14 protein-coding genes, 1 tRNA gene and 1 rRNA gene are annotated in these 21,980 nt (G+C 41.8%); 8 read left to right on the top strand and 8 right to left on the bottom strand.

The features are described 5' to 3' along the window. The first annotated feature begins 11 nt into the window (after positions 1 to 11). Positions 12 to 127, top strand: a 5S ribosomal RNA gene (gene rrf / locus CTN07_RS13955). 42 nt (positions 128 to 169) lie between these two features. Next, positions 170 to 258: transfer RNA gene (locus CTN07_RS13960), tRNA-Asp, on the top strand. Between the two features lie 96 nt (positions 259 to 354). On the opposite strand, the gene CTN07_RS13965 is transcribed toward CTN07_RS13960, so the two are convergent. The 6 genes from CTN07_RS13965 to CTN07_RS13990 form a co-directional block, all read right to left on the bottom strand. Next, entirely contained in the window at positions 355 to 969 is a 615-nt protein-coding gene (locus CTN07_RS13965; RefSeq protein WP_005297863.1) for a trimeric intracellular cation channel family protein, read from the bottom strand. Between the two features lie 202 nt (positions 970 to 1,171). Continuing rightward, a complete protein-coding gene (gene gad / locus CTN07_RS13970; protein WP_005297864.1) occupies positions 1,172 to 2,572 on the bottom strand; it encodes a glutamate decarboxylase in 1,401 nt (466 codons plus the stop codon). 11 nt (positions 2,573 to 2,583) lie between these two features. Then, positions 2,584 to 3,543 (bottom strand): glutaminase A, encoded by a 960-nt coding sequence (glsA, locus tag CTN07_RS13975; RefSeq protein ID WP_005297865.1) that lies wholly within the window; start codon positions 3,541 to 3,543, stop codon positions 2,584 to 2,586. A 10-nt stretch (positions 3,544 to 3,553) separates the two neighbouring features. Continuing rightward, positions 3,554 to 5,080, bottom strand: coding sequence for a glutamine/gamma-aminobutyrate antiporter GadC (gene gadC / locus CTN07_RS13980; RefSeq protein ID WP_005297866.1), 1,527 nt, complete (start codon positions 5,078 to 5,080; stop codon positions 3,554 to 3,556). Positions 5,081 to 5,626: 546 nt separating this feature from the next. Then, positions 5,627 to 6,658, bottom strand: coding sequence for a 2,3,4,5-tetrahydropyridine-2,6-dicarboxylate N-succinyltransferase (dapD, locus tag CTN07_RS13985; protein WP_005297867.1), 1,032 nt, complete (start codon positions 6,656 to 6,658; stop codon positions 5,627 to 5,629). Positions 6,659 to 6,993: 335 nt separating this feature from the next. Next, entirely contained in the window at positions 6,994 to 7,296 is a 303-nt protein-coding gene (locus tag CTN07_RS13990; protein ID WP_005297868.1) for a YebG family protein, read from the bottom strand. Between the two features lie 81 nt (positions 7,297 to 7,377). Between CTN07_RS13990 and CTN07_RS13995 the strand changes: the two genes are divergently transcribed. Then, the gene (locus tag CTN07_RS13995) at positions 7,378 to 8,067 is read left to right on the top strand and encodes a DNA-3-methyladenine glycosylase I (RefSeq protein WP_005297869.1); all 690 of its coding nucleotides are present in this window, start codon (positions 7,378 to 7,380) and stop codon (positions 8,065 to 8,067) included. Here CTN07_RS13995 and CTN07_RS14000 read toward each other — a convergent pair. Beyond that, the gene (locus tag CTN07_RS14000; RefSeq protein WP_036763283.1) at positions 8,064 to 8,951 is read right to left on the bottom strand and encodes a LysR substrate-binding domain-containing protein; all 888 of its coding nucleotides are present in this window, start codon (positions 8,949 to 8,951) and stop codon (positions 8,064 to 8,066) included. The genes CTN07_RS13995 and CTN07_RS14000 overlap by 4 nt on opposite strands. Positions 8,952 to 9,104: 153 nt before the next feature. On the opposite strand from CTN07_RS14000, the gene CTN07_RS14005 reads away from it, so the two are divergent. The 5 genes from CTN07_RS14005 to CTN07_RS14025 all read left to right on the top strand — a co-directional run bounded on the left by CTN07_RS14005 (position 9,105) and on the right by CTN07_RS14025 (position 20,449). Beyond that, positions 9,105 to 10,091 (top strand): TDT family transporter, encoded by a 987-nt coding sequence (locus CTN07_RS14005; RefSeq protein WP_005297871.1) that lies wholly within the window; start codon positions 9,105 to 9,107, stop codon positions 10,089 to 10,091. Between the two features lie 201 nt (positions 10,092 to 10,292). After that, the gene (gene recC / locus CTN07_RS14010; RefSeq protein ID WP_005297872.1) at positions 10,293 to 13,748 is read left to right on the top strand and encodes an exodeoxyribonuclease V subunit gamma; all 3,456 of its coding nucleotides are present in this window, start codon (positions 10,293 to 10,295) and stop codon (positions 13,746 to 13,748) included. A 293-nt stretch (positions 13,749 to 14,041) separates the two neighbouring features. Continuing rightward, positions 14,042 to 17,707 (top strand): exodeoxyribonuclease V subunit beta, encoded by a 3,666-nt coding sequence (gene recB / locus CTN07_RS14015; RefSeq protein WP_005297874.1) that lies wholly within the window; start codon positions 14,042 to 14,044, stop codon positions 17,705 to 17,707. Continuing rightward, on the top strand, positions 17,700 to 19,823 hold the full coding sequence (gene recD / locus CTN07_RS14020) for an exodeoxyribonuclease V subunit alpha (RefSeq protein ID WP_005297876.1): 2,124 nt from the start codon (positions 17,700 to 17,702) through the stop codon (positions 19,821 to 19,823). Before recB ends, recD begins: the two co-directional genes overlap by 8 nt. Before the next feature lie 191 nt (positions 19,824 to 20,014). After that, a complete protein-coding gene (locus CTN07_RS14025; RefSeq protein ID WP_036763285.1) occupies positions 20,015 to 20,449 on the top strand; it encodes a DUF302 domain-containing protein in 435 nt (144 codons plus the stop codon). Positions 20,450 to 20,459: 10 nt separating this feature from the next. Here CTN07_RS14025 and argA read toward each other — a convergent pair whose 3' ends face one another. Continuing rightward, complete coding sequence (argA, locus tag CTN07_RS14030; RefSeq protein WP_005297878.1) at positions 20,460 to 21,785, bottom strand: amino-acid N-acetyltransferase; 1,326 nt, start codon at positions 21,783 to 21,785, stop codon at positions 20,460 to 20,462. Positions 21,786 to 21,980 lie beyond the last annotated feature (195 nt).

The following is a 21,980-nucleotide window of genomic DNA, read 5'->3' on the forward strand; positions in this document are numbered from 1 at the left end:
AAAAGAATTTGCTTGGCGACCTTAGCGCTGTGGTCCCACCTGAATCCATGCCGAACTCAGAAGTGAAACGCAGCAGCGCCGATGGTAGTGTGGGGTCTCCCCATGTGAGAGTAGGACATCGCCAAGCGCCAAATTTAAACTATCGTACTGAACATACGGTAGTTTGAGTGGAGCGGTAGTTCAGTTGGTTAGAATACCGGCCTGTCACGCCGGGGGGGCGCGCTGATTTTCGGTATAGCAGTCCCGTCCGCTCCGCCACTTATTTAGAGAAAGCCTGATTCGAAAGAGTCAGGCTTTTTTTCGTTACATGCTTTATAAATAAAAGATAGATGAAAGTTGAGCGGTAGTTCAGTTTTATTTCAATAGTAGATAACTTGGAAACGTTTTTTTCTTAACCACAATATACATACGTAAGAAAATAATGAGGGCAATACAGATAATGGTATTGATATCAGCATTCATCCCCAAATGAGAGAACACCACAAATAAGGTGCAGCCTAAGATAACAGGAGTGGCATAAAACTCAGTGTTATTAAACATGGTGGGGCGGTTAACAATAATGTCTCTGACAACACCACCAAATACGGCTGTTACCATACCCATAGTTATTGCGACATAAGCGGCATAATCTTGATGAATCATGTTTTTTGTTACAAGTACTGAAAACATCGAAATACCAATCGCATCCAAGACGATGATAAGACGCTCAGCTTTTAATTTCCGTAAGGATCCTGCAATAAAAAAGCCAATTAAAGAGCTAATTAAAGCGGCCCAAAAATACGAAGGATCTTTGATCCAGAAAACTTGGTCAGTCGATAAGATAACATCGCGAACTGTACCGCCACCTAATGCCGTTACCCATCCCAGCACTAAAACACTGATGATATCTTTTCCCCGATTGGCTTCACTGATCACAGCACTCAGTGCAAAAGCGCAAATACAGATAAGTTCTATGATATGGACAAACATAGTTGAGATCTCATGGAAAATTTCAAGACAGAAATAGAACTAAACCTGCTCTATCTACGTTTTATGAGATACCACCTCACAATTTAGTGATAAACAATATGTTGTTTTTATAATGCTAAAGGCCAACTGTAGAGACAATTGGCCTTTCAATTACCCTAATTTAATAAATAAGTTAGGTTTTTTTAAAGAGCAGTAGGAAGTCTTAGCGACCACTATGATCAAATGATTTTACATCGGCTTCACTGCATTTAGTTGTACCGTGAGTTTGTAGAAACTCGATGCTGCGAGTGAAGTCTTTAATGAGTAGATTTGCAAGGTCTTGTGAGAATCCTTGTTTAACCAAAATACGTTGCACCACAATATTTTGTGCGTTGGCAGGTAAGCTATAAGCAGGCACTAACCAACCACGGGTACGTAGTCGATCTGCAAGATCGTATAGGCTAAATGAAACATTCGCATGATCTTTTAATCGCCACGAGATAGCAGGAATACCTTTTTTAGGGTTACCATCAAAAATAAACTCAAAGAGATCGAATTTATTGAGCTCTTGTACTAGGTAGCGACATACGTCATAGCTTGAATTGTGGATACGTTGGTAACCTTCGTAGCCTAGACGAAGAAAATCATAGTATTGAGCAATGATTTGTCCGGCAGGGCGAGAGAAGTTCAATGCGAAAGTTGGCATGTCTCCGCCTAAATAGTTCACGTGGAAAATCAAACCTTCAGGAAGATCCTCTTTACTACGCCAAACAACCCAACCACAACCGACAGGAGCTAAACCGAACTTATGGCCTGAGGTACTGATAGATTTCACACGCTCTAGACGGAAATCCCATGGCTCAATATCAGTAGCGCAGAATGGTGCTAGCATACCACCACTGGCACCATCAACGTGAATATCAATAGAGTTACCAGTATCATGCTCGTAAGTATCAAGTGCATCAGACAATGGTTTTACGGTTTCATATAGACCCGTAAAGGTTTGACCGAAGGTTGGGACAACCATAATAGTATTGGCATCAACAAGCTCCAACATGTCTTCAGGTGTCATCATATAGTGACCATCATCCATTTTGGTTTGACGCATTTCAATATCCCAGTAACGGGCAAATTTTTCCCAACAAACTTGTACTGGACCACATACCATATTTGGCTTATCAGTTGGTTGTCCTTCAGCCTGACGTTTTGCACGCCAACGCCAAAGAGCAGCCAAACCACCTAACATACACGCTTCACTTGAACCGGTTGTTGAAGTACCAATGGTCGTAACTGAATCAGGTGAATTCCATAAATCCGCTAGAATATGAACACAGCGGTTTTCAATTTCAGCAGATTGAGGGTATTCATCTTTGTCGATCATGTTCTTATCGATAGAAAGATCCATCAATTTATGTACTTCATCTTCTTCCCAAGTTTGGCAGAAGGTTGCTAGGTTTTGACGAGCATTACCATCAAGATAGAGTTCGTCTCGAATCATTTGATAGATAGCTTGTGGTGATTGCTCTTGCTGAGGCATTTTTTTGCTAGAGGCAATATGAGAAAGTGCATCGGATCCAAAAATAGGGTCTGCGCCTTGTTCACGGTTAACTTCATGAATAGCCATAATTATGTGTCCTATTTGGTTGTTGCGAAGTGTTGAGTACAGTTAAATAGATTCCAGCCCATGGTTTTAGCTACATGCTTAATCATCAATTGGCCTCGAACACTATTGCCATATTTATCTAATCGAGGTGAAAATGCGGCGATTGCACCAACATTTGGAATCACGCTAAGTAATCCACCGCCAACACCACTTTTACTTGGTAAACCAACGCTATATGCCCAATCTCCAGAAGTATCATAAAGACCTTCCATAACCATTTCGGCGAGAATATGAGGAACGTTAGTTTGATGTAAAACTTGTTCTTGACTGATAGGGTTTACACCACCATTTGCCAATGTTGCACCTACTGTTGCTAAACTGACGCAATCAAATAGAGTTGAACATTGACGGGTATAGACCTCACAAGCTTCTAATGGGTCGGAATAGATCCGATTTGATGAAGCCAGCAGTAAGGCTATTGCCCTATTATGTAAATTTGTTGTTTGCTCTGAATGATTCACTTCTTCAGAGAGTTGGATTTGAGTCGCAGCTAATCGGCTTTGAAACTCAATAATTTGTTGCCATCTATCTTCTTTATCTGATGCTTCGATAAGGCTTGCTGCTGCAATAGCACCAGCATTGACCAATGGAGTCAGTGGTTTTCCTTTATGCAGCTCTAAAGCTAAAACTGAATTAAAAGGTAATCCTGTTGGATCAGCCCCAATTTTACTTTGAACTGAATGGGCGCCAACTTGTTCTAATGCTAGACCCATTGTCATAATTTTTGAGATTGACTCTATGGCAAATGGGTAATGAGCATCGTAAAGATCAATGATTTCACCGGTTACAGAAACAAACGCAATACCACCAAGATTACTGGGTACGGAATCTAAATAAGGAATATAAGAGGCATTTTTACCTTCATGATTATCCTTATAATGTTCAAACGCTTGTTCCATTACCGTTCTAATATCATGCTGACAACTGGACATACTCCACTCCTTATTTTGCGTTATGTAGTGTATGAGTTGCTTTATCAGAAGGGTTAATTACCCCTGGGTGTATGTCTTCAATCTCCCACGTAAATGGTGCAAAGTCGGTAACGGCTGGATCTTTCCAGTGTGGTTTACGAGCTTTGTAAATAAATAGTGGAACAGAAACAAAGACAACAGTTAGTACCACTAAGAAGCCAACATATTCTGCAGGGCTACCAACGGAGATTTGGCTTGGTGGGATAAATGAGAATAGGAACGCGGTTAATGAACCAATAAAGCCAAGACCACCAATTAACCACATACCTGAGTTTTCTTTACCTGGGATACGGTATGGACGTGGACGGTTTGGTTGGCTATAACGAAGGTGAATTGCCGCTGCAAACATCAATAGATACATGATGAGGTATAAAACAACGGTTAACTGACTAAGGATTTGGTAAGCCGCTTGTACTGATGGTAATACAACAAATACGGTTGAAATCAAGGTAACCAATAGAGCTTGAGCAAGCATGATGTGAGTTGCCATGCCGTGTTTGTTAGTGTATTGCCAAAAACGTGGAAGATAACCACCTTTTGCGACCACAAGTAGACCAGATGAAGGACCGGCTACCCAGCCAACAACACCCGCTAGAACACCAAGAGCCAAACATGCCGCCATAATCGGTGCGGCCCAGCTGATACCCGCCCAGGCAAACATATCATCATATGCAACCAATAGGCTTTGAGTTAAGTTGATGTCTTTTTGTGGGATAACAAAAGCGATGGCTAATGTACCTAATACGAAAACACAAACGGTACCAATGGCTGCGATCGCGATAGCGATAGGGTAGTTTCGAGGCGCGTCATCAACTTCTTTTACGTGGATGGCGTTCATTTCCATACCCGCATAGAACAAGAAGATACTGGCAGCGAGAACCACATTATTGAAATTGGTAAAGTCTGGAATCACTTTATCCCAGCTTAAATCAATCTGTGGTGTATTTCCGGCAAAAACATAAGAAAAGCCAAGAACAATCAGAATGATACCTGGAATTACTGTACCAATCATACCGCCCCATTTAGCCACTTTTGAGAAAGCTTCTGTACCATGAAGAGCAATAAAAGTTGCTATCCAATAGATGGCTAACACAATACCTAAGACAAAGAATTTATTCTGAGATAGGGCTTGGTCCCAAGTTTGATCTGGACCAACAAAAGCAAGAGAAACAGAACCGAATGTTAGAGCGGTTGGAAACCAAACTGTAACTTCAATCCATAACATAAACATAGCGATAAGAGCAAAACGGGGACCGAACGCCTCACCAACCCAGCGGAAAACACCGCCTTTTTCTGACCAACCAGTTGCTAATTCAGCGGCAACAAGAGAGACCGGAACGAGGAATACTACTGCTGCAAAAATATAGTAGAAGATCGAACTTAAACCATATTCAGCTTCGGCAGGTAATCCACGTAAACTTACCACTGCGACAATATTCAACATCGCAAGGGCAAAAATACTGATCCCTTTTTTATTCGCTGAGTTTAAATTTGCCATAATTTAAAACCCTTATACATAGTGCGCTAAACAAAGCGGCTCCACAGTACTGCTTGAAGTCAACTTTCCCTTTTTTCGAATGTTATGTTATTTAACCGAATGAATTTTTAGTTAAATTGAACAGTGAGCAAAAAGTAGCACCATGATTTCGTATAAGGTATGCTCAATATGGTTATGTAATATTCCATATTTGATCTTATTAGCATTTGGCATGATCTTGTGTTGTTTTTCTTATGTTTTGCTGTTGATTTATTTAGCTTGTGAATTGTTTTGTTGTGACAAATAGAATATTTACGTGGTATGAGATAGGGATCACAGAATTGCTAATAAGGTATTTTGTGAAGAGTTGGAACTAAATTTGCTAGTAGATTTAAGCTTTTATTGGAATTGCATAAATTAATGGCTTATGCAAAAAATATGCATTAAAAGTAGAGGGCTAAATGGAAGCATCTATGTGCGCAAATATAGCGAATGAATATAAAAATGCCGCAAATATTATGCGGCATTTATGCAAAGTTACTGTTTAATCACGATGAGAGTAAGTGATTAGTTGTTCTTATGCAGTTCGCTGTTTAGCTCAATCGCAGTTTTGTTCGTTAAACATTCGATTTGGCCTGTCATTGAATTACGACGGAATAGAAGATCTGGTTTACCCGCTAGATCGCGAGCCTTAACGACTTCTACCGGCTTACCAGAAGCATCGAGCATCTGAACTTTTGAGCCTGCTGTTACGTATAGGCCTGATTCGATAGTACAACGATCGCCCATTGGGAAACCAAGGCCTGCGTTAGCACCTAGTAAGCTGTTCTCACCAATAGAGACAACCACTTTACCACCGCCAGATAGGGTACCCATAATAGATGCACCACCACCGATATCTGAACCATTGCCAACAACCACACCAGCAGAAATACGACCTTCTACCATGCTTACGCCAGTTGTACCTGCATTGAAGTTAATAAAGCCTTCGTGCATAACGGTTGTGCCTTCACCAACATGGGCACCAAGACGTACTCGTGATGTATCAGCAATACGAACGCCTGTTGGGACAACGTAATCAACCATTTTCGGGAATTTATCTACACAATCAACAATAATGGTTTCGCCATTTAAACGAGCTTCCATTTGACGCTCAGCAAGCTCAGGTAGATCGATCGCACCTTTGTTGGTCCATGCAATATTATGAAGTAGACCAAAAATACCATCTAATACTAGACCATGAGGTTTTACTAAACGGTGAGAGATAAGTTGCAGTTTTAAAAATGCTTCAGCCACAGAAACCGGTGTTTCATCATTAGCAAGAATCACTAAAACAAGCGGTTGAGCTGAATTTACTGCTTTAGATGCAAATAGTGCACTTTCTGCTTGATCATGAGCAGCAAAAATAGAGGCAAGCGCGACACATTGCTCAGAGGTTACTTCAACAGCTTGATTACCTTCTTTGTAAGTAACAACGGCTGCAATCTCATCTACCAATGCATCCGATGGATTTAGGATTGGCGTTGGGAAGTAAGCTTCAATGATTTTTCCATCGCGGTTTTTAGTTGCAGTGCCTAGGGCAAGAGAAAAGCGAGCCATGATTCTTGGTTCTCCGTGTCAAAATAAATACAGCTAACATAAAACCATAAATGTGAATTAGGGTCAGCTGATAAAAATCGATTAACCCATTGGTTTTTTCAATGAGTAAGATGCTCCCATCATAAAAGCAGTTCGAAACAGATAGCAAGGTTAGATATCAGAATCCGTTTAAAATCATGAAATATTGACGCAAAACTTACCAATAGCAGCATGTTAAACTGGGATAAAAGGGCTGAGTCGCTTAGATTGTTGCAAGATAAAAGAAGTGAGGATGGTTGAGGTAAAAAGGTGAGCTAAAAAGAAACCTCCATAGTAGGAGGCTTCGCAAAACAGAATTAAGCTGCTTCTTCTTGTTCATCAGCAACAAGTTCTGGCTTTGTTGCCTTTTTCTTGGCTGCTGGTTTAGCTTTTTTAGCACCAAGAGCAACAAGTACTTCTTCGCGTTTTTGTGCTAAGAACAATGATAGCTCTTCTTGTTTTGCTTCATCTTCGGCAAACAGGTCGCTTGTGCTTAATAGCTCAAACATCTCATCTGCCATATCAAGCATTTTGTCGTATGCGTCGGCTTCTGACTTAGAGGTGAAAGTCATTTTCTCTTCTCCGTTTCGCTCAACAACATATTTGACGATAACTGCCATGGTCATCCTCTCCCAAAGTGATAAACTGGTTGTTTATACAGTACCCTAAACGGTTCGTCCAGTGATAAGCGAGTTTCTGTGATGGTAAGAGAAAAATTTAATCAAATATACGATCGTGCAGCAGAGCGAAAAGGGGGGATACAAGCCCTTGAAAAATTATTAGTCGTTCCTAAAAGTCAGCAAGAGTTGGCTCTTATAACGGATGACCGCTGGTTAGCGACATTTACATTACGTATTTTTCAATCGGGGATGACCTGGCAAGTTGTTCGCAATAAATGGCCTAATTTTGAAGATGTTTTCTTTGGTTTTAACATTGAAAAGATGTTGTTAGTACCGGATGAAATGTGGGAAAGAAAAGCCACGGATCCGGCGATTATTCGTCATTTGGGTAAGGTGATGACCATTCCTGCTAATGCTGACATGATTCATCGAGCTGCAGTTGAATATGGTTCTTTTGCTCAGATGGTTGCTGATTGGCCTTGTGAAGATATTATTGGGTTGTGGCAATATCTTAAGAAAAAAGGGTCTCGACTCGGTGGAAACACAGGGCCTTATGCGCTACGAACCATGGGAAAAGATACCTTTATTATTAGCCAAGATGTTGAAGCTTATTTACGTAATATAGGGGTGATTGAGGGTGGGAAATCGTCACTAAAATCATTAAAAGCGACTCAAACAGCATTTAATGATTGGCAACAAGAATCTGGCCGACCAATGTGTCAAGTAAGCCAGATTATTTCGTTTAGTTGCGGCGATAATCATGTATTCTAAGGCTGTTGCCACTGCTTACAAAAATCGATAAATAATGTAAGCAGTGGGCTTTGATATTTTTCTTTATGGAACAGTAGCCAATATTGGCGATGCATATCCAATGGAAGTGAAAGCGTATGAACCCGATAATCCATCTCGGCGTATTTAACCGCACGCTTTGAAATGCAGGTAATGCCTAAATCAGCGGCAATGCAATTGATGATCGCTTCCGTTGTATTGAGCTCAAAAGCTGGACGCCATTTATTCAGCCTTGGTGCCACTCGGTTTAAGAAAAATTCACGGGTACCAGATCCGGTTTCACGTAATACCCAGTCATAATTTTCTAGATCCGCTAATGTCACATGATCTTGCTGCGCTAGAGGGTGATTTGGATGGCAAGCAATCACCATTTCATCTTCTAGCCACGGGATAACTTCTAGCTCTGGATCTTGTACATTACCTTCGACCAAACCTACATCCAGTTCAAATTCACATAATTTTTGACAGATTTGCGCGGTATTGGAAATAAATAAGGATTGTTCTTTGTGGTCGGTATGCTGGCGAAAATCGCGAAGAAGAAAAGGCGTTACCTGATTACCAACGGTGTCACTGGAGCCAATACGAATTTTTCCTGTAACGATGCTATCTTGATCAAATAGCTGCTCAATGGCATGAGATCGGGCAAGTAGCTCATCTGCAAGAGGCAGTAAGCGCTTTCCTTGTTCATTAATAATCAATCGGTTGTTATTACGATCAAACAATTTATGATCGAGCTGTTTCTCCAATTCTGATAATGCCATGCTGACGGCGGGTTTAGATAAAAATAGTTTTTCAGCTGCGGCTGTAATGGTTCTTTCTTGGGCAACGGTCACAAAGACATTCAGTTGCTTAAGGGCTATATTCATTCTCATAGTCAAATGTTCACATTAATTGAATCTATATTTAAATATATTCAATTATGATAAATCATACAAACCTAATACACTACACCTATTCCAAGAAATAACAGCTATCGCAAATTAAGAATACCTTCTAGGAATAGAAGTGGAGAGAAAAGAATGATTCAAGCTACTAAAAGAAAAGTTGCAGGAGCGCCAACGCCAATGGCTGGTTTGGCACTAGGGATTGGTAGCCTTGGTTGGTGTTGGGAAAATGGTGCCTCATTACACGGCGCTGGACAGATTATTGGTGCATCGATTGCGGCGGTATTATTAGCCATTCTCGTTGTTAAGTTCGTTCTTCATCCTAATCTATTGTTGGGTGATTTACGTCATCATGTTGTAGGTAGTGTTGTTCCTACTTTTGCAATGGCATTAATGGTGGTGTCAAAGGCTGTGGGTATGTACTTTCCGGTACTAGCTCAAGCGATTTGGCTCTTTGCGGTAATTTTACATCTTGTATTCCTAACTTTATTTACCTACCACCGTGTTATTGAATTTGAATTACATCACATGGTTCCGAGTTGGTTTGTACCACCAGTCGGTATTATTGTAGCGGATGTTGCTTTCCCTGGTGGCGCATTACGTCCATTAGCGGAAGGTCTATTAATCTTTGGTATGGTCGCTTACGCAATCATGTTACCAATTATGATTTACCGTCTTATTTTCAGTCATGAAGTACCTGATGCTGCAAAACCAACTATTGCAATCTTAGCAGCGCCTGCAAGTCTCTCTTTGGCTGGTTACTTAACTGTATGTCAAACTCCATCACCTGTAATTATTGCCCTACTTGGTGGTATTGCAGTTCTGATGACATTTATTATTTACTTAGCGTTCTTCCGCTTAATGCGTTTAGAGTTTAGCCCAGGTTATGCAGCCTTTACCTTCCCTATGGTTATTGGTTCTACTGCACTATTTAAAACAGCGGCTTGGATGACTCATTACGGCTTTGCAGAACAATATGTAAATCAGGTTCATACTCTTGCAACACTTGAACTTTACGTGGCAACTGTTGTGGTAGGTTATGTGGCTCTTCGTTACAAAATGTTCTACCGCCCATTATCACGTTTATTTACTCGCTGTCCAAACAGCCCACAGAATCTTTAATGGCGATAGCATCTGATTGGGTTGCACACTGTGTACCGGGTAATACCAATTAGAATGTTGTAAAGATTTAGTGTGTTGGCCCAAGGTAACTTGGGCCTTTTTTCGTTCTAAATTTTGAACCGATATACATAAGATAGGTTTACACTCTCGATGGCTTGGTAGACAATTTATTTATTGTCTTCAAGCGATTGAGAATTCTGTGTGTTTACCATTTATCACTCTAACCAGCTAGATTTGCTAAAATCCCTCCTCGTTGAGCTTATTCGCCTCGATCCGCTCGATAATCCTTTCACACCAGAGCAAATTTTAGTGCAAAGCCCAGGTATGTCTCAGTGGTTAAAATTGGAGCTGGCCCAGTCTATGGGGATTGCTGCCAATATTACTTTTCCACTACCTGCGACCTTTATTTGGGATATGTTTACCCAAGTCTTGAGTGATGTACCTAAACGCAGTGCTTTTAACAAAGAGTCCATGACTTGGAAGTTAATGCAAATTCTGCCTGATCAGCTTGAACGACCAGAATTTGAGCCATTACAACGTTACTTAGAGCAAGATGCGCAAGGACAAAAACGTTATCAATTGGCTGAAAAGATAGCCGATATTTTTGACCAATATTTGGTATATCGCCCAGAATGGATTCAAGCTTGGGAAGGGGGCGAGATAGACCCTGAGATTTGTGCAGATCATCCGTGGCAACCCTTATTGTGGCAAGCTCTGTACGATCACACCCTAAGCTTGGGGCAATCGCCATATCACCGTGCAAACTTGTACCAACATTTTATTGAGACTTTAGAGAATTACAGTCAAACGGGTACAGCATTACCGCAAGGCTTACCAAAGCGTCTTTTTGTCTTTGGTATTTCTGCATTACCGCCACGTTATTTGGACGCATTAGCAGCACTTGGCAAACACATTGATGTTCATCTGATGTTTACCAACCCTTGTCGTCATTACTGGGGCGATGTTCGCGATCGTAAATATATCGCACGCTTGGCGGCCAAACACCGTCAGCAATTACAGGTTCAAGGGGAACGCAGTGAGTTAGGTGCTCAAGTTAGCACATTAAAAGGCTCGGTGGATGACAATGTCTTTGATGAAACCCAAGAAGCATCGGTTGGCAATACTTTGCTGGCCTCGTTGGGTAAATTGGGACGAGATAACTTATATCTTATGTCAGAACTGGAAGCGTTTGACGTTGAAGCCTTTGTTGATATTGAGCATGACTCTCTGCTCCATGCTATTCAGGCTGATATTTTAAATCTTGAAGATCGTATTCAAGATCATCTAACTGAAAACAGTCACCATAAACTTGCAATCAATAGCCAAGATCACTCTTTGACCATTCACGCTTGTCATTCTGCAATGCGTGAAGTTGAAGTATTACACGATAATATTTTGGCTATGTTGGAGCAAGACCCAAGTTTGACGCCTCGTGATATCGTGGTGATGGTGGCAGATATCAATAACTACAGTCCGTATATTCAGGCCGTATTTGGTAATGCCCCAGGCGATCGCTATATTCCATTTTCTATTTCTGACCGCAGTGCTGACCAAGAAAACCCGATACTACTGGCGTTTTTAAAACTTATTGCCTTGCCTGAAAGTCGTTGCCAAGCTTCTGAATTGTTAGAACTACTTGAAGTTCCTGCTGTAATGGCTCGTTTTGGTTTTAATGCCGATAGCTTTGAGCAGATTAAACAATGGATTGAAGAGGTCGGAATTCGTTGGGGATTGGACGACAGTACCGCTTGTGAGTTCTCTTTACCGAAACAACAGCAAAATACGTGGCTTTTTGGTTTGCAACGCATGCTATTGGGTTATGCAATGCCGCAAGAATTAGGGCTTTATCAAGGTACACTGGCCTATGATGAAGTACAAGGAATGGATGCGGTTCTTGCAGGACAATTAGGCTTGTTTATTGAAAAGTTAATGCATTACCGGATGCAGTTAGCTCAAGAGCAAGGTGTTACCGAGTGGACCTTAATACTTAATCAGTTGTTGGATGATTTCTTTAGCGTTGAGTTAGAAGGTGAGCGAGTACTTCATCTTATCCGTGATAAATTGCAGCAACTTGAACAACAGCTTGATGATGCGGGATTTGGTGAAAAGATCACCCCCGTTGTAATGCGCGATTATTTAATGGGTAAGTTATCTGGTGAGCGAGTCAGTCAACGTTTTCTTGCCGGACAAGTGAATTTCTGTACCTTGATGCCAATGCGTTCAATCCCTTTTAAAGTGGTGTGTCTACTTGGGATGAATGATGGTGTTTACCCACGCTCTATTGCGCCTGAAGGTTTTGATTTAATGAGTCATGATCATAGAGCTGGGGATCGTTCTCGTCGTGATGATGACCGTTACCTATTTTTAGAAGCGATTCAATCGGCGCAGCAGAAGCTTTATATCAGCTATGTGGGCCGTTCAATTCAAGATAACAGTGAAAAAATGCCATCAGTTTTGGTGAGTGAGTTACTTGAATATTGCGGTCAAGGTTACTGTTTAGAAGGTGATGAAGCCTTAACTGCTGATGATTCCGCGGAGCGCTTAGTTAAATCACGTATTTATACGCATCCACTTACACCGTTTAGCCCTCAAGCCTTTTTAGGGGAGCAACCAAGCTTTGCTGCTGAGTGGTTACCCGCTGCAAATCGTGAGCAGATAATAACCTCTCACTTTTATCAGCAACCACTGGAACCCGAATTGGTGACACCGCATATTCCTCAACTACTTGAGCTATCAGAGTTAGTGCGTTTTTGGCGCTTACCAGTGCAATATTTCTTTAATCGCCGGTTAAAAGTCTTCTTTGACCCAAGCCAAGGTGCATTAGCTGATGATGAGCCGTTCTCTTTAGATGGGTTAGGACGTTATCAGTTACGAGAAGCTTTATTAAGTGAATTTTTAAATCATCAAGTAATGACCCAAGTTTCTCAAGGGCAACTGACTAAAGACCAATTGTTTGAACGCTTTACTGCTTATCAAAATGCCGCTGGTGGCTTACCGTTAGCGGAGTTTGGCCAATTAACCTTATTGGAAGAGCGAGCGCAAATAGAGCAATTAGCAGAGAAAGTGGTTCAGTTGATGGATCATGAGCAACCTGATGTAGAAGTGAATCTATTGGTATCAATAGCAGAGCGACAAGTGCAACTTCAAGGATGGTTAAAGCAATATTATCAACAAGGATTAATTCGCTATCGCCCTGGTAAGATCCGCAGCAACGATATTTTAAGTGGTTGGATCGAGCACCTTTGTTTAGCTTGTGCTGGGATCGAAAAGCCAACGCATTTGATCGGTGTCGATCAGCATCTGGTTTTTAATCCACTCTCTCGTGAAGTCGCAATTCCGCAACTTGAAGCTTTGTTAGAGCACTATTTCCAAGGACTTGTACAACCGTTGCCGTATTTCCCTCGCACAATATTAGCTGGACTTGAAGCGGGCCGGGATAAGCAAGGAAATTGGTTAACTGACGAAGCCAGCATTGAGAAAATATTTAATAAAATGGCAGAAGGGTTTAACGGTGTCTATATGTTTGATGGTGAAGGTATCAACCATTATATCGCCCGTGTATGGCCTGAATGGTCACAAGAACTTGCTCAAGAAGTGTATGAAATGGCGGAGAAACTGTTAAAGCCTGCTATTTCACAATTGAGTGAAGTTAAATAAAACAGCCATATAACCAAGGGGATAAGCAAGTAAGATTGGAGTTGAATGTAGGGTGGCCGCCGGCAAATCATTATTGATGTAGGGTGTTCGCCGTACGGCCACAGGTCCAGAGGTGACCTTGATTTCGTGCCGCGAATAGTACGCAATAGCACGATTGTAAACCGTGAAAGATCTCTCATCTTGCTTGGCTTATTCTATCAATTTAACGTTATAAGCTATTGATCACAAAACTGATTTATTTTTCGCTGCGAATTTTTAGCATCGATTTGATCTCCTAATTTAGAGCATACGTCATGACGCCAGACAATCTATTAACCACTATAGAGCCGCAAGTACTCCATCCAATGAGCTTTCCTCTGCATGGTAGTCGCTTAATTGAAGCCTCAGCAGGTACAGGAAAAACCTTTACCATTGCCAGCTTATATTTGCGCTTACTGTTGGGCCACGGTGATGAGCAGAGTCGATTTCCTTATCCGTTGACGGTCGATCAAATCTTGGTGGTAACTTTCACCGAAGCGGCAACGGCTGAGCTGCGCGACCGTATTCGTCGTCGTATTCATGATGCTCGTATTGCGTTTGCTCGCGGAAACAGTTCAGACCCTGTAATTGCTCCTTTATTAGAAGATATTGCTGATCATAAAGCGGCTGCTGCTACCTTATTGCAAGCAGAACGTCAGATGGATGAGGCTGCGATCTATACCATTCACGGCTTCTGTCAACGAATGCTGACACAAAATGCCTTTGAGTCGGGCAGTTTATTTACCAATGAGTTTGTTACCGAAGAGAGTCAACTACGAGCACAGGTAGCGGCTGATTATTGGCGTCGTCAGTTCTATCCTCTTTCACGCTCTTTAGCTGGAGAGATTCGTAGCTTTTGGCAAACTCCACAGGCGTTATTAAAAGAGATCAATCCATTTTTATCTGGAGCGCCGGTTAAGATTGTGGCTCCAACGCTGAGTGATAATTTAGAAAATGTACATCAAGAAAATATTCGTCGAATTGAGCACATTAAAAAATTGTGGCGTGAGGGCGAAGGGGATTTTCATGATCTGATTGCCAATTCTGGGGTTAATAAACGTAGCTATACCAAAACCAGTTTACCAAAGGCACTAACAGAGGTAGGTGAATGGGCACAAAGTGCGACTTACGGTTATCAATTACCGAAATCGTTAGAGAAATTTGATCAAACGGTATTGCGTGAAAAAACCAGCAAAGGTGAAGTGCCAGAGCATGAAGCATTTCGAGCTATTGGGGAGCTATTACAAAATCCACCGAATATTAAAGACCCTGTTTTAGCTGATGCAATTACGTCGTGCCGCGAACTGTTAGCAGAAGCAAAACTACGCAAAGGATGGCTCTCTTTTGATGATCTCTTAACCCAATTAGCCGCAGCTCTGCAAGCCAATGATAACGCTTCAGCCTCCAAATTAGCACAGCGAATTCGGACGTTATATCCAGTTGCCATGATCGATGAATTCCAAGATACGGATCCATTGCAATACTATATTTTTAATACGGTTTATGGTCATAGCTCTCTTGTAGAAGATGAAAATTTCTCTGAGGGTTCTGACAGTGATGCAGCAAGGGGACCATCAGGTCTGTTTATGATTGGCGATCCGAAACAGGCAATTTATGCGTTTCGTGGTGCTGATATTTTCACCTATATTCAAGCTCGTCGTCAGGTTAGTGCTCATTACACACTAGCGACGAACTGGCGTTCCAGTGCCGATATGATCGCGGCGGTGAACACCATTTTTGCAACACCAGATAGACCCTTTATTTATGATAGCGATATTCCATTTGCTGCTGTAAATCATAGCCCTAAGGCAACAGAACGAGGTTGGATTCTCGATGGCGTAGATCAAAAAGCTCTGACATTTTGGCTCGCACAAGAGGAAGCGCCAATTGCCCCTATCAGTAAAGGGGATTACAACAAGCAAATGGCTGAAGCAACCGCGAGCGAAATTCAGCGTATTTTGACTTTGGCGCAACAAGATAAAGCCCATTTTGTTAATGGCAGTGAGCAAAACAAAATTCAAGCTGGCGATATTGCGGTATTGGTACGAACGGGTAGTGAAGGCGCAATGATCCGCCAAGCGTTAGCTCAACAAGGTATTGCCAGTGTCTATCTTTCTAATCGTGATAGTGTTTTCTCATCGATTGAAGCGGCAGATATCGAGCGATTACTGCAAGCGGTTTTATTGCCGGAAAATGAGCGAACCTTACGTGCGGCTTTAGCATCGAGCTTTTTTGCGTTAACCGCAACTGAACTTGATCGATTAAACCAAGAAGAAGATGAATGGGAACGCTGGGTTGGGGCTTTCCGTGATTATCGTACCTTATGGCAAAACCGTGGGGTATTGCCGATGTTACGCCATGTGATTGCAAAGCATCAAATAGCTGAGCGGTTACTCACTCATAATGGTGGTGAACGTTCACTGACTGATATTTTGCATATTGGTGAGTTATTGCAACAAGCCAGTCAAACGCTTGATAGTGACTATGGCTTGATTCGTTGGTTGGCTGAGCGCATTGAATCGCCTAACGGTAATCTGGATGAAGAGCAATTGCGCTTAGAGTCAGACCGTAATTTAGTTCAAATTGTTACTATCCATAAATCCAAAGGGTTGGAATATGATTTAGTCTTTTTACCCTTTGTTTGTGGTTATCGAGCCGTTGATCGTGCGTTATATCATGATGAAGAAACCCAGCAGGCAATTTTCGATGTAAAAGGGGGGGAGGCGAGCATGGCTTTAGCTGAACAAGAACGTTTGGCTGAAGATTTACGTTTGATTTATGTAGCCCTAACCCGAGCAGTGTATGGTTGTTATATTGGAATGGCTCCTGTTCGTAATGGCATGAGTCGTAAAGAGCCAACCGGATTACACCATTGTGCCATTGGCTGGTTAGTTCAAAATGGTAAAGAAGGTGGTGTTGCTGATCTTACTGCGGCCCTGAATCTGCTGCAAACTAACGCCCAAGTGATGACCATTGCAGAACCTCCTAAGTGTAGCTCAGAGCTTTGGCAAGCTGATGAAGAAATCCCTCAAGAGTTAGTTGCAAGTCGTTTTCAGCGTGATATTGAACGTAACTGGTGGATTACAAGTTATTCTGGGTTGGTAAAACAAGGTAACAAGCACCATGACGCCTCGTTTGAAGCGCCGGGATTTGACGTTGATTCGTCGCAAGATAAAGCCGATGACGAACCTGTGTTAGTGCCTGAACGCTCTATCTATACCTTCCCGAAAGGGGCGCGTCCGGGTACGTTTTTACACACCATTTTTGAAGAGATTGAATTTACAACATCTGCTGATAGTGATGAGACGCGACAGATTTTGTTGGAGCTATTACGGTTAGAAAATCTAGAGCCGGAATGGTTACCTATTTTGCAGCAACTGATTGTGGATGTTATGCAGTGTCCTTTAGATGGACAAGCGCTGCGATTGGGGCAAATTGGTGCTAACCGTCGTTTAGCCGAGATGGAGTTTATGTTGCCGATTGAGTTGCTCTCATCTCGTTTGGTTAATAAAACACTGGCTCGTCATGATGAATTATCAGCCAAAGCAGGCGAATTAGGATTTGCGACTGTTAGCGGTATGCTAAAAGGTTTTATCGATTTAGTGTTTGAATACCAAGGAAAGTATTACGTTTTAGACTGGAAATCTAATTACTTAGGTGATGATCCAGAGCTTTATCGAGGTGAGATGCTAAAAGAGGCGATGCGCGATCACCGTTACGATTTTCAGTATCAAATTTATGCACTGGCGTTACACCGATTCTTAAAAAATCGCTTGTCGGATTACGATTATGAGCAGCATTTTGGTGGCGTGTATTATCTCTTTTTACGTGGAGTGAAAGCCAATGAAGATAGTGGTATTTTTCACGCCAAACCAAGTCTGGAACTGCTTACTGAGCTTGAGCAGTTAATTGAGAACAAACAGGAGTCATCCCATGCTTAATATGTTGGATCGTTTAACTGAGCAGGGTGTGCTACGAGCAATAGATTCTCAATTTGCTAAATTTGTGGCTCGTTCGGTGACCAGTATTGATACGCCAGAGGTAGTGCAATTAGTCTCACTTGCTTCAGCTTGGCTCAGTAGTGAGTTGGGACGAGGTCATGTCTGTTTGCCGCTAACGGCAGAAGATCAGCAAAGTATGGGAATGTTTGGTTTGCATGGCGAGTTGGCGCAGCAGGTGGTCCAATTGTTACCTGAGGCATTACATCATCCTCAATGTTGGCCAGAAGTGCTGATTCAATCCCATGCCGTATCTGATGGTAGTCAACCAACGCCATTAGTATTAAGCGACGGACGTTTGTATCTTAATCGCTATTGGCAGTTTGAACAGAGTGTCGCTGGGCGCATCTTAGCCATGGCAACGGCTAAAGGAGTGGATACTGCAGCTCAAGCGTTATCATCACATCATATTGATCAACTGCAGCAGAACTTAGATCAATTGTTTCCTCGAGTTTATCATTATCTACTTAGCAGTTTACAAGCATTACGCTTGGGTGAAACAACAAGAGTAGACAGTGAAGAAGCCCGTCGATTGGAAGTGATCGATAAGCTCGATATTGTTGCCGATCAAATATCACAGCTAGATTGGAAGCAGATTGATGCCGTTTTAGCTCAAGCCCAAACTATCTCGGATCTACAGATTCTTGATACGCTTGTGCCATCTTCGTTTTGTTTAAACTGGCAAAAAGTAGCGGCTGCGGTAGCATTAACCCGACAGTTTGCGGTTATTTCTGGTGGCCCAGGTACAGGTAAAACGACTACGGTAACCAAGCTGTTGGCGGCTTTGGTGATGGAAAATCCGCAACATATCCCTAATATTATGCTGGTGGCTCCTACGGGTAAGGCGGCGGCTCGTTTGACCGAGTCGATTACCAATGCGGTGAAATCACTGCCTGTGACCGATGAGATAAAAGCGCATATTCCAACCCAATCAAGTACGATTCATCGCTTACTTGGGGCGATTCCTGGGCGTGTGGATTTTCGTCATCATAAAGGTAATCCGCTTCACTTAGATGTGCTGGTAGTAGATGAAGCCTCAATGGTAGATTTACCTATGATGGCTCGATTGTTAGAAGCGATGCCAGCTCACGCTAAATTAATTTTATTGGGCGATAAAGATCAGCTAGCGTCTGTTGAAGCGGGTGCTGTACTGGGGGATATCTGCTCTTTCTCGGCTCTAAGTTATAGCAAGCAACAAGCTGAGGTGTTGAGTCAGTTAACGGGCTTTGATCTTTCCAGCAATACCAGCAAGACGAATGTGGTTGCTGATTGTCTCTGTATGCTACAAAAAAGTTATCGTTTCCATGCTTTATCGGGCATTGGCCAGTTAGCAAAAGCGATCAATGGTGGTCGAGAAAATAAAGTTCAAGCAGTGTGGCAGCAAGGATTTAAAGATATTAATTTTTATCCATTATCGACTGACAGTTACAAAAGTATGATCAATCAAATTGTGATGTTTTATCGAAATTATCTCGATGCCATAGAGCAATCACAATCACCTCGAGAGGTTTTACAAGCCTTTGCTCAAGTTCGCCTGCTGTGTGCATTACGGGAAGGGGACTTTGGTGTTGTTGGCTTAAATCAACGGATTGAGCATGAATTAGGTCGTATTGGTAAGATTAAGCAAAGTGACGAAACTTGGTACATTGGCCGACCTATTATGATCAGCCAAAATGATCACGGTTTAGGTTTATATAACGGTGATATTGGTATTGCGATGCTTGAACCAAATACAGATATTGCAGCGGGTTCAACCCCAAGAATGAAAGTCTACTTTGAAATGTCAGATGGCGAAGTAAAAGGCTTTTTACCTAGTCGTTTACCTGAGCATGAAACGGTTTATGCTATGACCATTCATAAGTCACAAGGCTCGGAGTTTGCTGATACTGTGATGGTTTTACCGAAAGATTACAGCCCTATTTTAACGCGAGAATTGGTCTATACCGGAGTGACCCGTGCAAAAGCGCGTTTATATCTGTATGGCCAACAAGAGGTGATGGCTCGGGGTATTCGCACGAAAACCTTGCGAGCAAGTGGCTTGAGTCATCTACTTAGCTAATCATGATTCAATCTTGGGATTGTGAAAAGAACGTCAACTGTCAGTGATGAAGTTGGCGTTTTTTATCGATATGTATTTATTTTCAAGCTAGTTGAAAGTAAAACGAAACTGAATCTAAGTTTGATGATACAGAGATAAATCAAGTGCTATGGTGCCATTATCTGTTATGAAAGCATAAAAAGGCATTTGTTATGAGCCATCAACTTGAGTCTATAAAATCTGCGTTTACATTAACCTCAAACGGTATGTATAAAATTTCTAGTTCACTTGCGGTTAACTTAGTTGCCGATCGAATTGAGCAAGAATTATTAGCACAAGATATGGTGATCTTTAACCGTATTGATCATGCTAAAGGGGCGTTAAAAATAGGTCTAGTGATGTCTCCGACTGAATTAATCATATTTGGCAATCCCAAAATGGGATCGTTATTGATGCGTGATAACCCAACCATCGCCATTGACCTGCCACAAAAAATACTGATCACTGAAGAAGAATCAAAAACGTATATTTACTTTAATGATCCCCAGTTTATTGCAAAACGCCATGCATTAATGGGAGAAGAAAAGGCAATTACCCATATTCATCAAGTCTTAGTGACCAGTATTTATAATGCAATTGCCCAGTAACGCATAATTATTACAATTTGAGTCGTAAGATTTTTGAACGGCGTTGGAAGTTATACAGAGCTTTTTTAGCCACAGGCAATGTATCGATATCTGATTCAACAAACCCTTGCTCTAAGAACCAGTGCAGGCTGCGGGTTGTTAATACAAATAAATATGTTAGTTGCAGTGTGCGGGCTTGCTGGCATAGCCGTTGAAGCAGTACAACGCCGCGATCTGCATCACGATAGTCAGGGTGAATAGCAACACATGCCATTTCTGCCATTTGCTCATCAGGAAAAGGGTATAGAGCAGCACAGCCAATAACCAAACCGTCTTTTTCTATAATGGTAAATTGGTTGATCTCTTGCTCTAGTTGTTCGCGAGAGCGTCGGACCAAAATTCCTTCTTGCTCTAATGGGCGAATTAAATCAAGGATGCCACCAATATCATCGATATTTGCACTTCGAAGTTTCTCAGCACTGGCCATCACGATTTGGGTTCCAATTCCGTCTAAAGAAAACAGTTCTTGAATTAATGCTCCATCTTCTTTGTAGCTGATGAGGTGACTACGGGGAACGCCAGCTCGGCATGCGGTAATAGCACCACGAAGAAAACGAGCGGTTCCTGTATTATCGGCTTGTTGTTGGGTTAATTGTTCAAGGCAATATTCAGCTTCGTTAGGCAGCAGTTCGGAATGAACCTCTCCTTGGCTGTTGAGTACTCCCTGTTCAGAGCAAAAGCCGATTAACTTGTCGGCTTGCAGACGGATGGCAAGCTGAGTGGCAATTTCTTCTGACATAAGATTAAAGCACTCACCAGTAACCGAACTAGCGATGGGACCGAGAAGAACAATAGATCCTTGGGTTAACTGTCGTTCAATACCCGTAATATCGATTCGACGGATGCGGCCGCTATGACAATAATCAATACCATCATCGATCCCAAGTGGCTGAGCAATAATAAAATTCCCACTAATAACGTTAATTTGCGAACCCGCCATTGGAGTATTATTTAGCCCCATAGAAAAACGAGCTGTAATATCGAGTTGTAATTGTCCAGCAGCTTGTTTTGCGATTTCAAGGGCTCGATTATCGGTAATTCGAATCCCTTTATGATACGGCGTTGCATAATCATGTTGCGCAAGAAGATCGGATATTTGAGGTCGAGCACCGTACACAATCACCAATTTGATTCCGAGTCGATTGAGAAGTGCTAGGTCGTTAACGATATGATTAAAATTGCGGTCATAAATGGCTTCACCACCTAACATTATCACCATGGTTTTGCCAATATGAGCATTGAGATAAGGGGCTGATTGGCGAAATCCTTTGACCAGAGCCATACTTCTTAATTTCATGATTGATGTCCATATCAATATTTATTCATTTAAGTTAAATGATTTTTCTGATTTGTACAGAGGGTAAACAAGAAATTTTATTGGATCTTAATCATGGGGTTTGTGTTAGGTTTCAGTCAAACCCTGCTGATAAATAGTATGGTGATGAAACTTTTATATTCTATGATTGTCTCTGCTGTACACTGTTTTTGTTTA

This window comes from Photobacterium damselae (assembly GCF_003026815.1).
GTDB classification, from domain to species: domain Bacteria; phylum Pseudomonadota; class Gammaproteobacteria; order Enterobacterales; family Vibrionaceae; genus Photobacterium; species Photobacterium damselae.

Bases quoted from the DNA above. Each gene is read 5' to 3' on its own strand.
- gad (WP_005297864.1), bottom strand. From the start codon at position 2,572: ATGGCTATTCATGAAGTTAACCGTGAACAAGGCGCAGACCCTATTTTT.
- CTN07_RS14005 (WP_005297871.1), top strand. From the start codon at position 9,105: ATGATTCAAGCTACTAAAAGAAAAGTTGCAGGAGCGCCAACGCCAATG.
- argA (WP_005297878.1), bottom strand. From the start codon at position 21,785: ATGAAATTAAGAAGTATGGCTCTGGTCAAAGGATTTCGCCAATCAGCC.
- recD (WP_005297876.1), top strand. From the start codon at position 17,700: ATGCTTAATATGTTGGATCGTTTAACTGAGCAGGGTGTGCTACGAGCA.
- dapD (WP_005297867.1), bottom strand. From the start codon at position 6,658: ATGGCTCGCTTTTCTCTTGCCCTAGGCACTGCAACTAAAAACCGCGAT.
- recB (WP_005297874.1), top strand. From the start codon at position 14,042: ATGACGCCAGACAATCTATTAACCACTATAGAGCCGCAAGTACTCCAT.
- glsA (WP_005297865.1), bottom strand. From the start codon at position 3,543: ATGTCCAGTTGTCAGCATGATATTAGAACGGTAATGGAACAAGCGTTT.
- gadC (WP_005297866.1), bottom strand. From the start codon at position 5,080: ATGGCAAATTTAAACTCAGCGAATAAAAAAGGGATCAGTATTTTTGCC.
- CTN07_RS14000 (WP_036763283.1), bottom strand. From the start codon at position 8,951: ATGAATATAGCCCTTAAGCAACTGAATGTCTTTGTGACCGTTGCCCAA.
- CTN07_RS14025 (WP_036763285.1), top strand. From the start codon at position 20,015: ATGAGCCATCAACTTGAGTCTATAAAATCTGCGTTTACATTAACCTCA.
- CTN07_RS13995 (WP_005297869.1), top strand. From the start codon at position 7,378: ATGGTAAGAGAAAAATTTAATCAAATATACGATCGTGCAGCAGAGCGA.
- CTN07_RS13990 (WP_005297868.1), bottom strand. From the start codon at position 7,296: ATGGCAGTTATCGTCAAATATGTTGTTGAGCGAAACGGAGAAGAGAAA.
- CTN07_RS13965 (WP_005297863.1), bottom strand. From the start codon at position 969: ATGTTTGTCCATATCATAGAACTTATCTGTATTTGCGCTTTTGCACTG.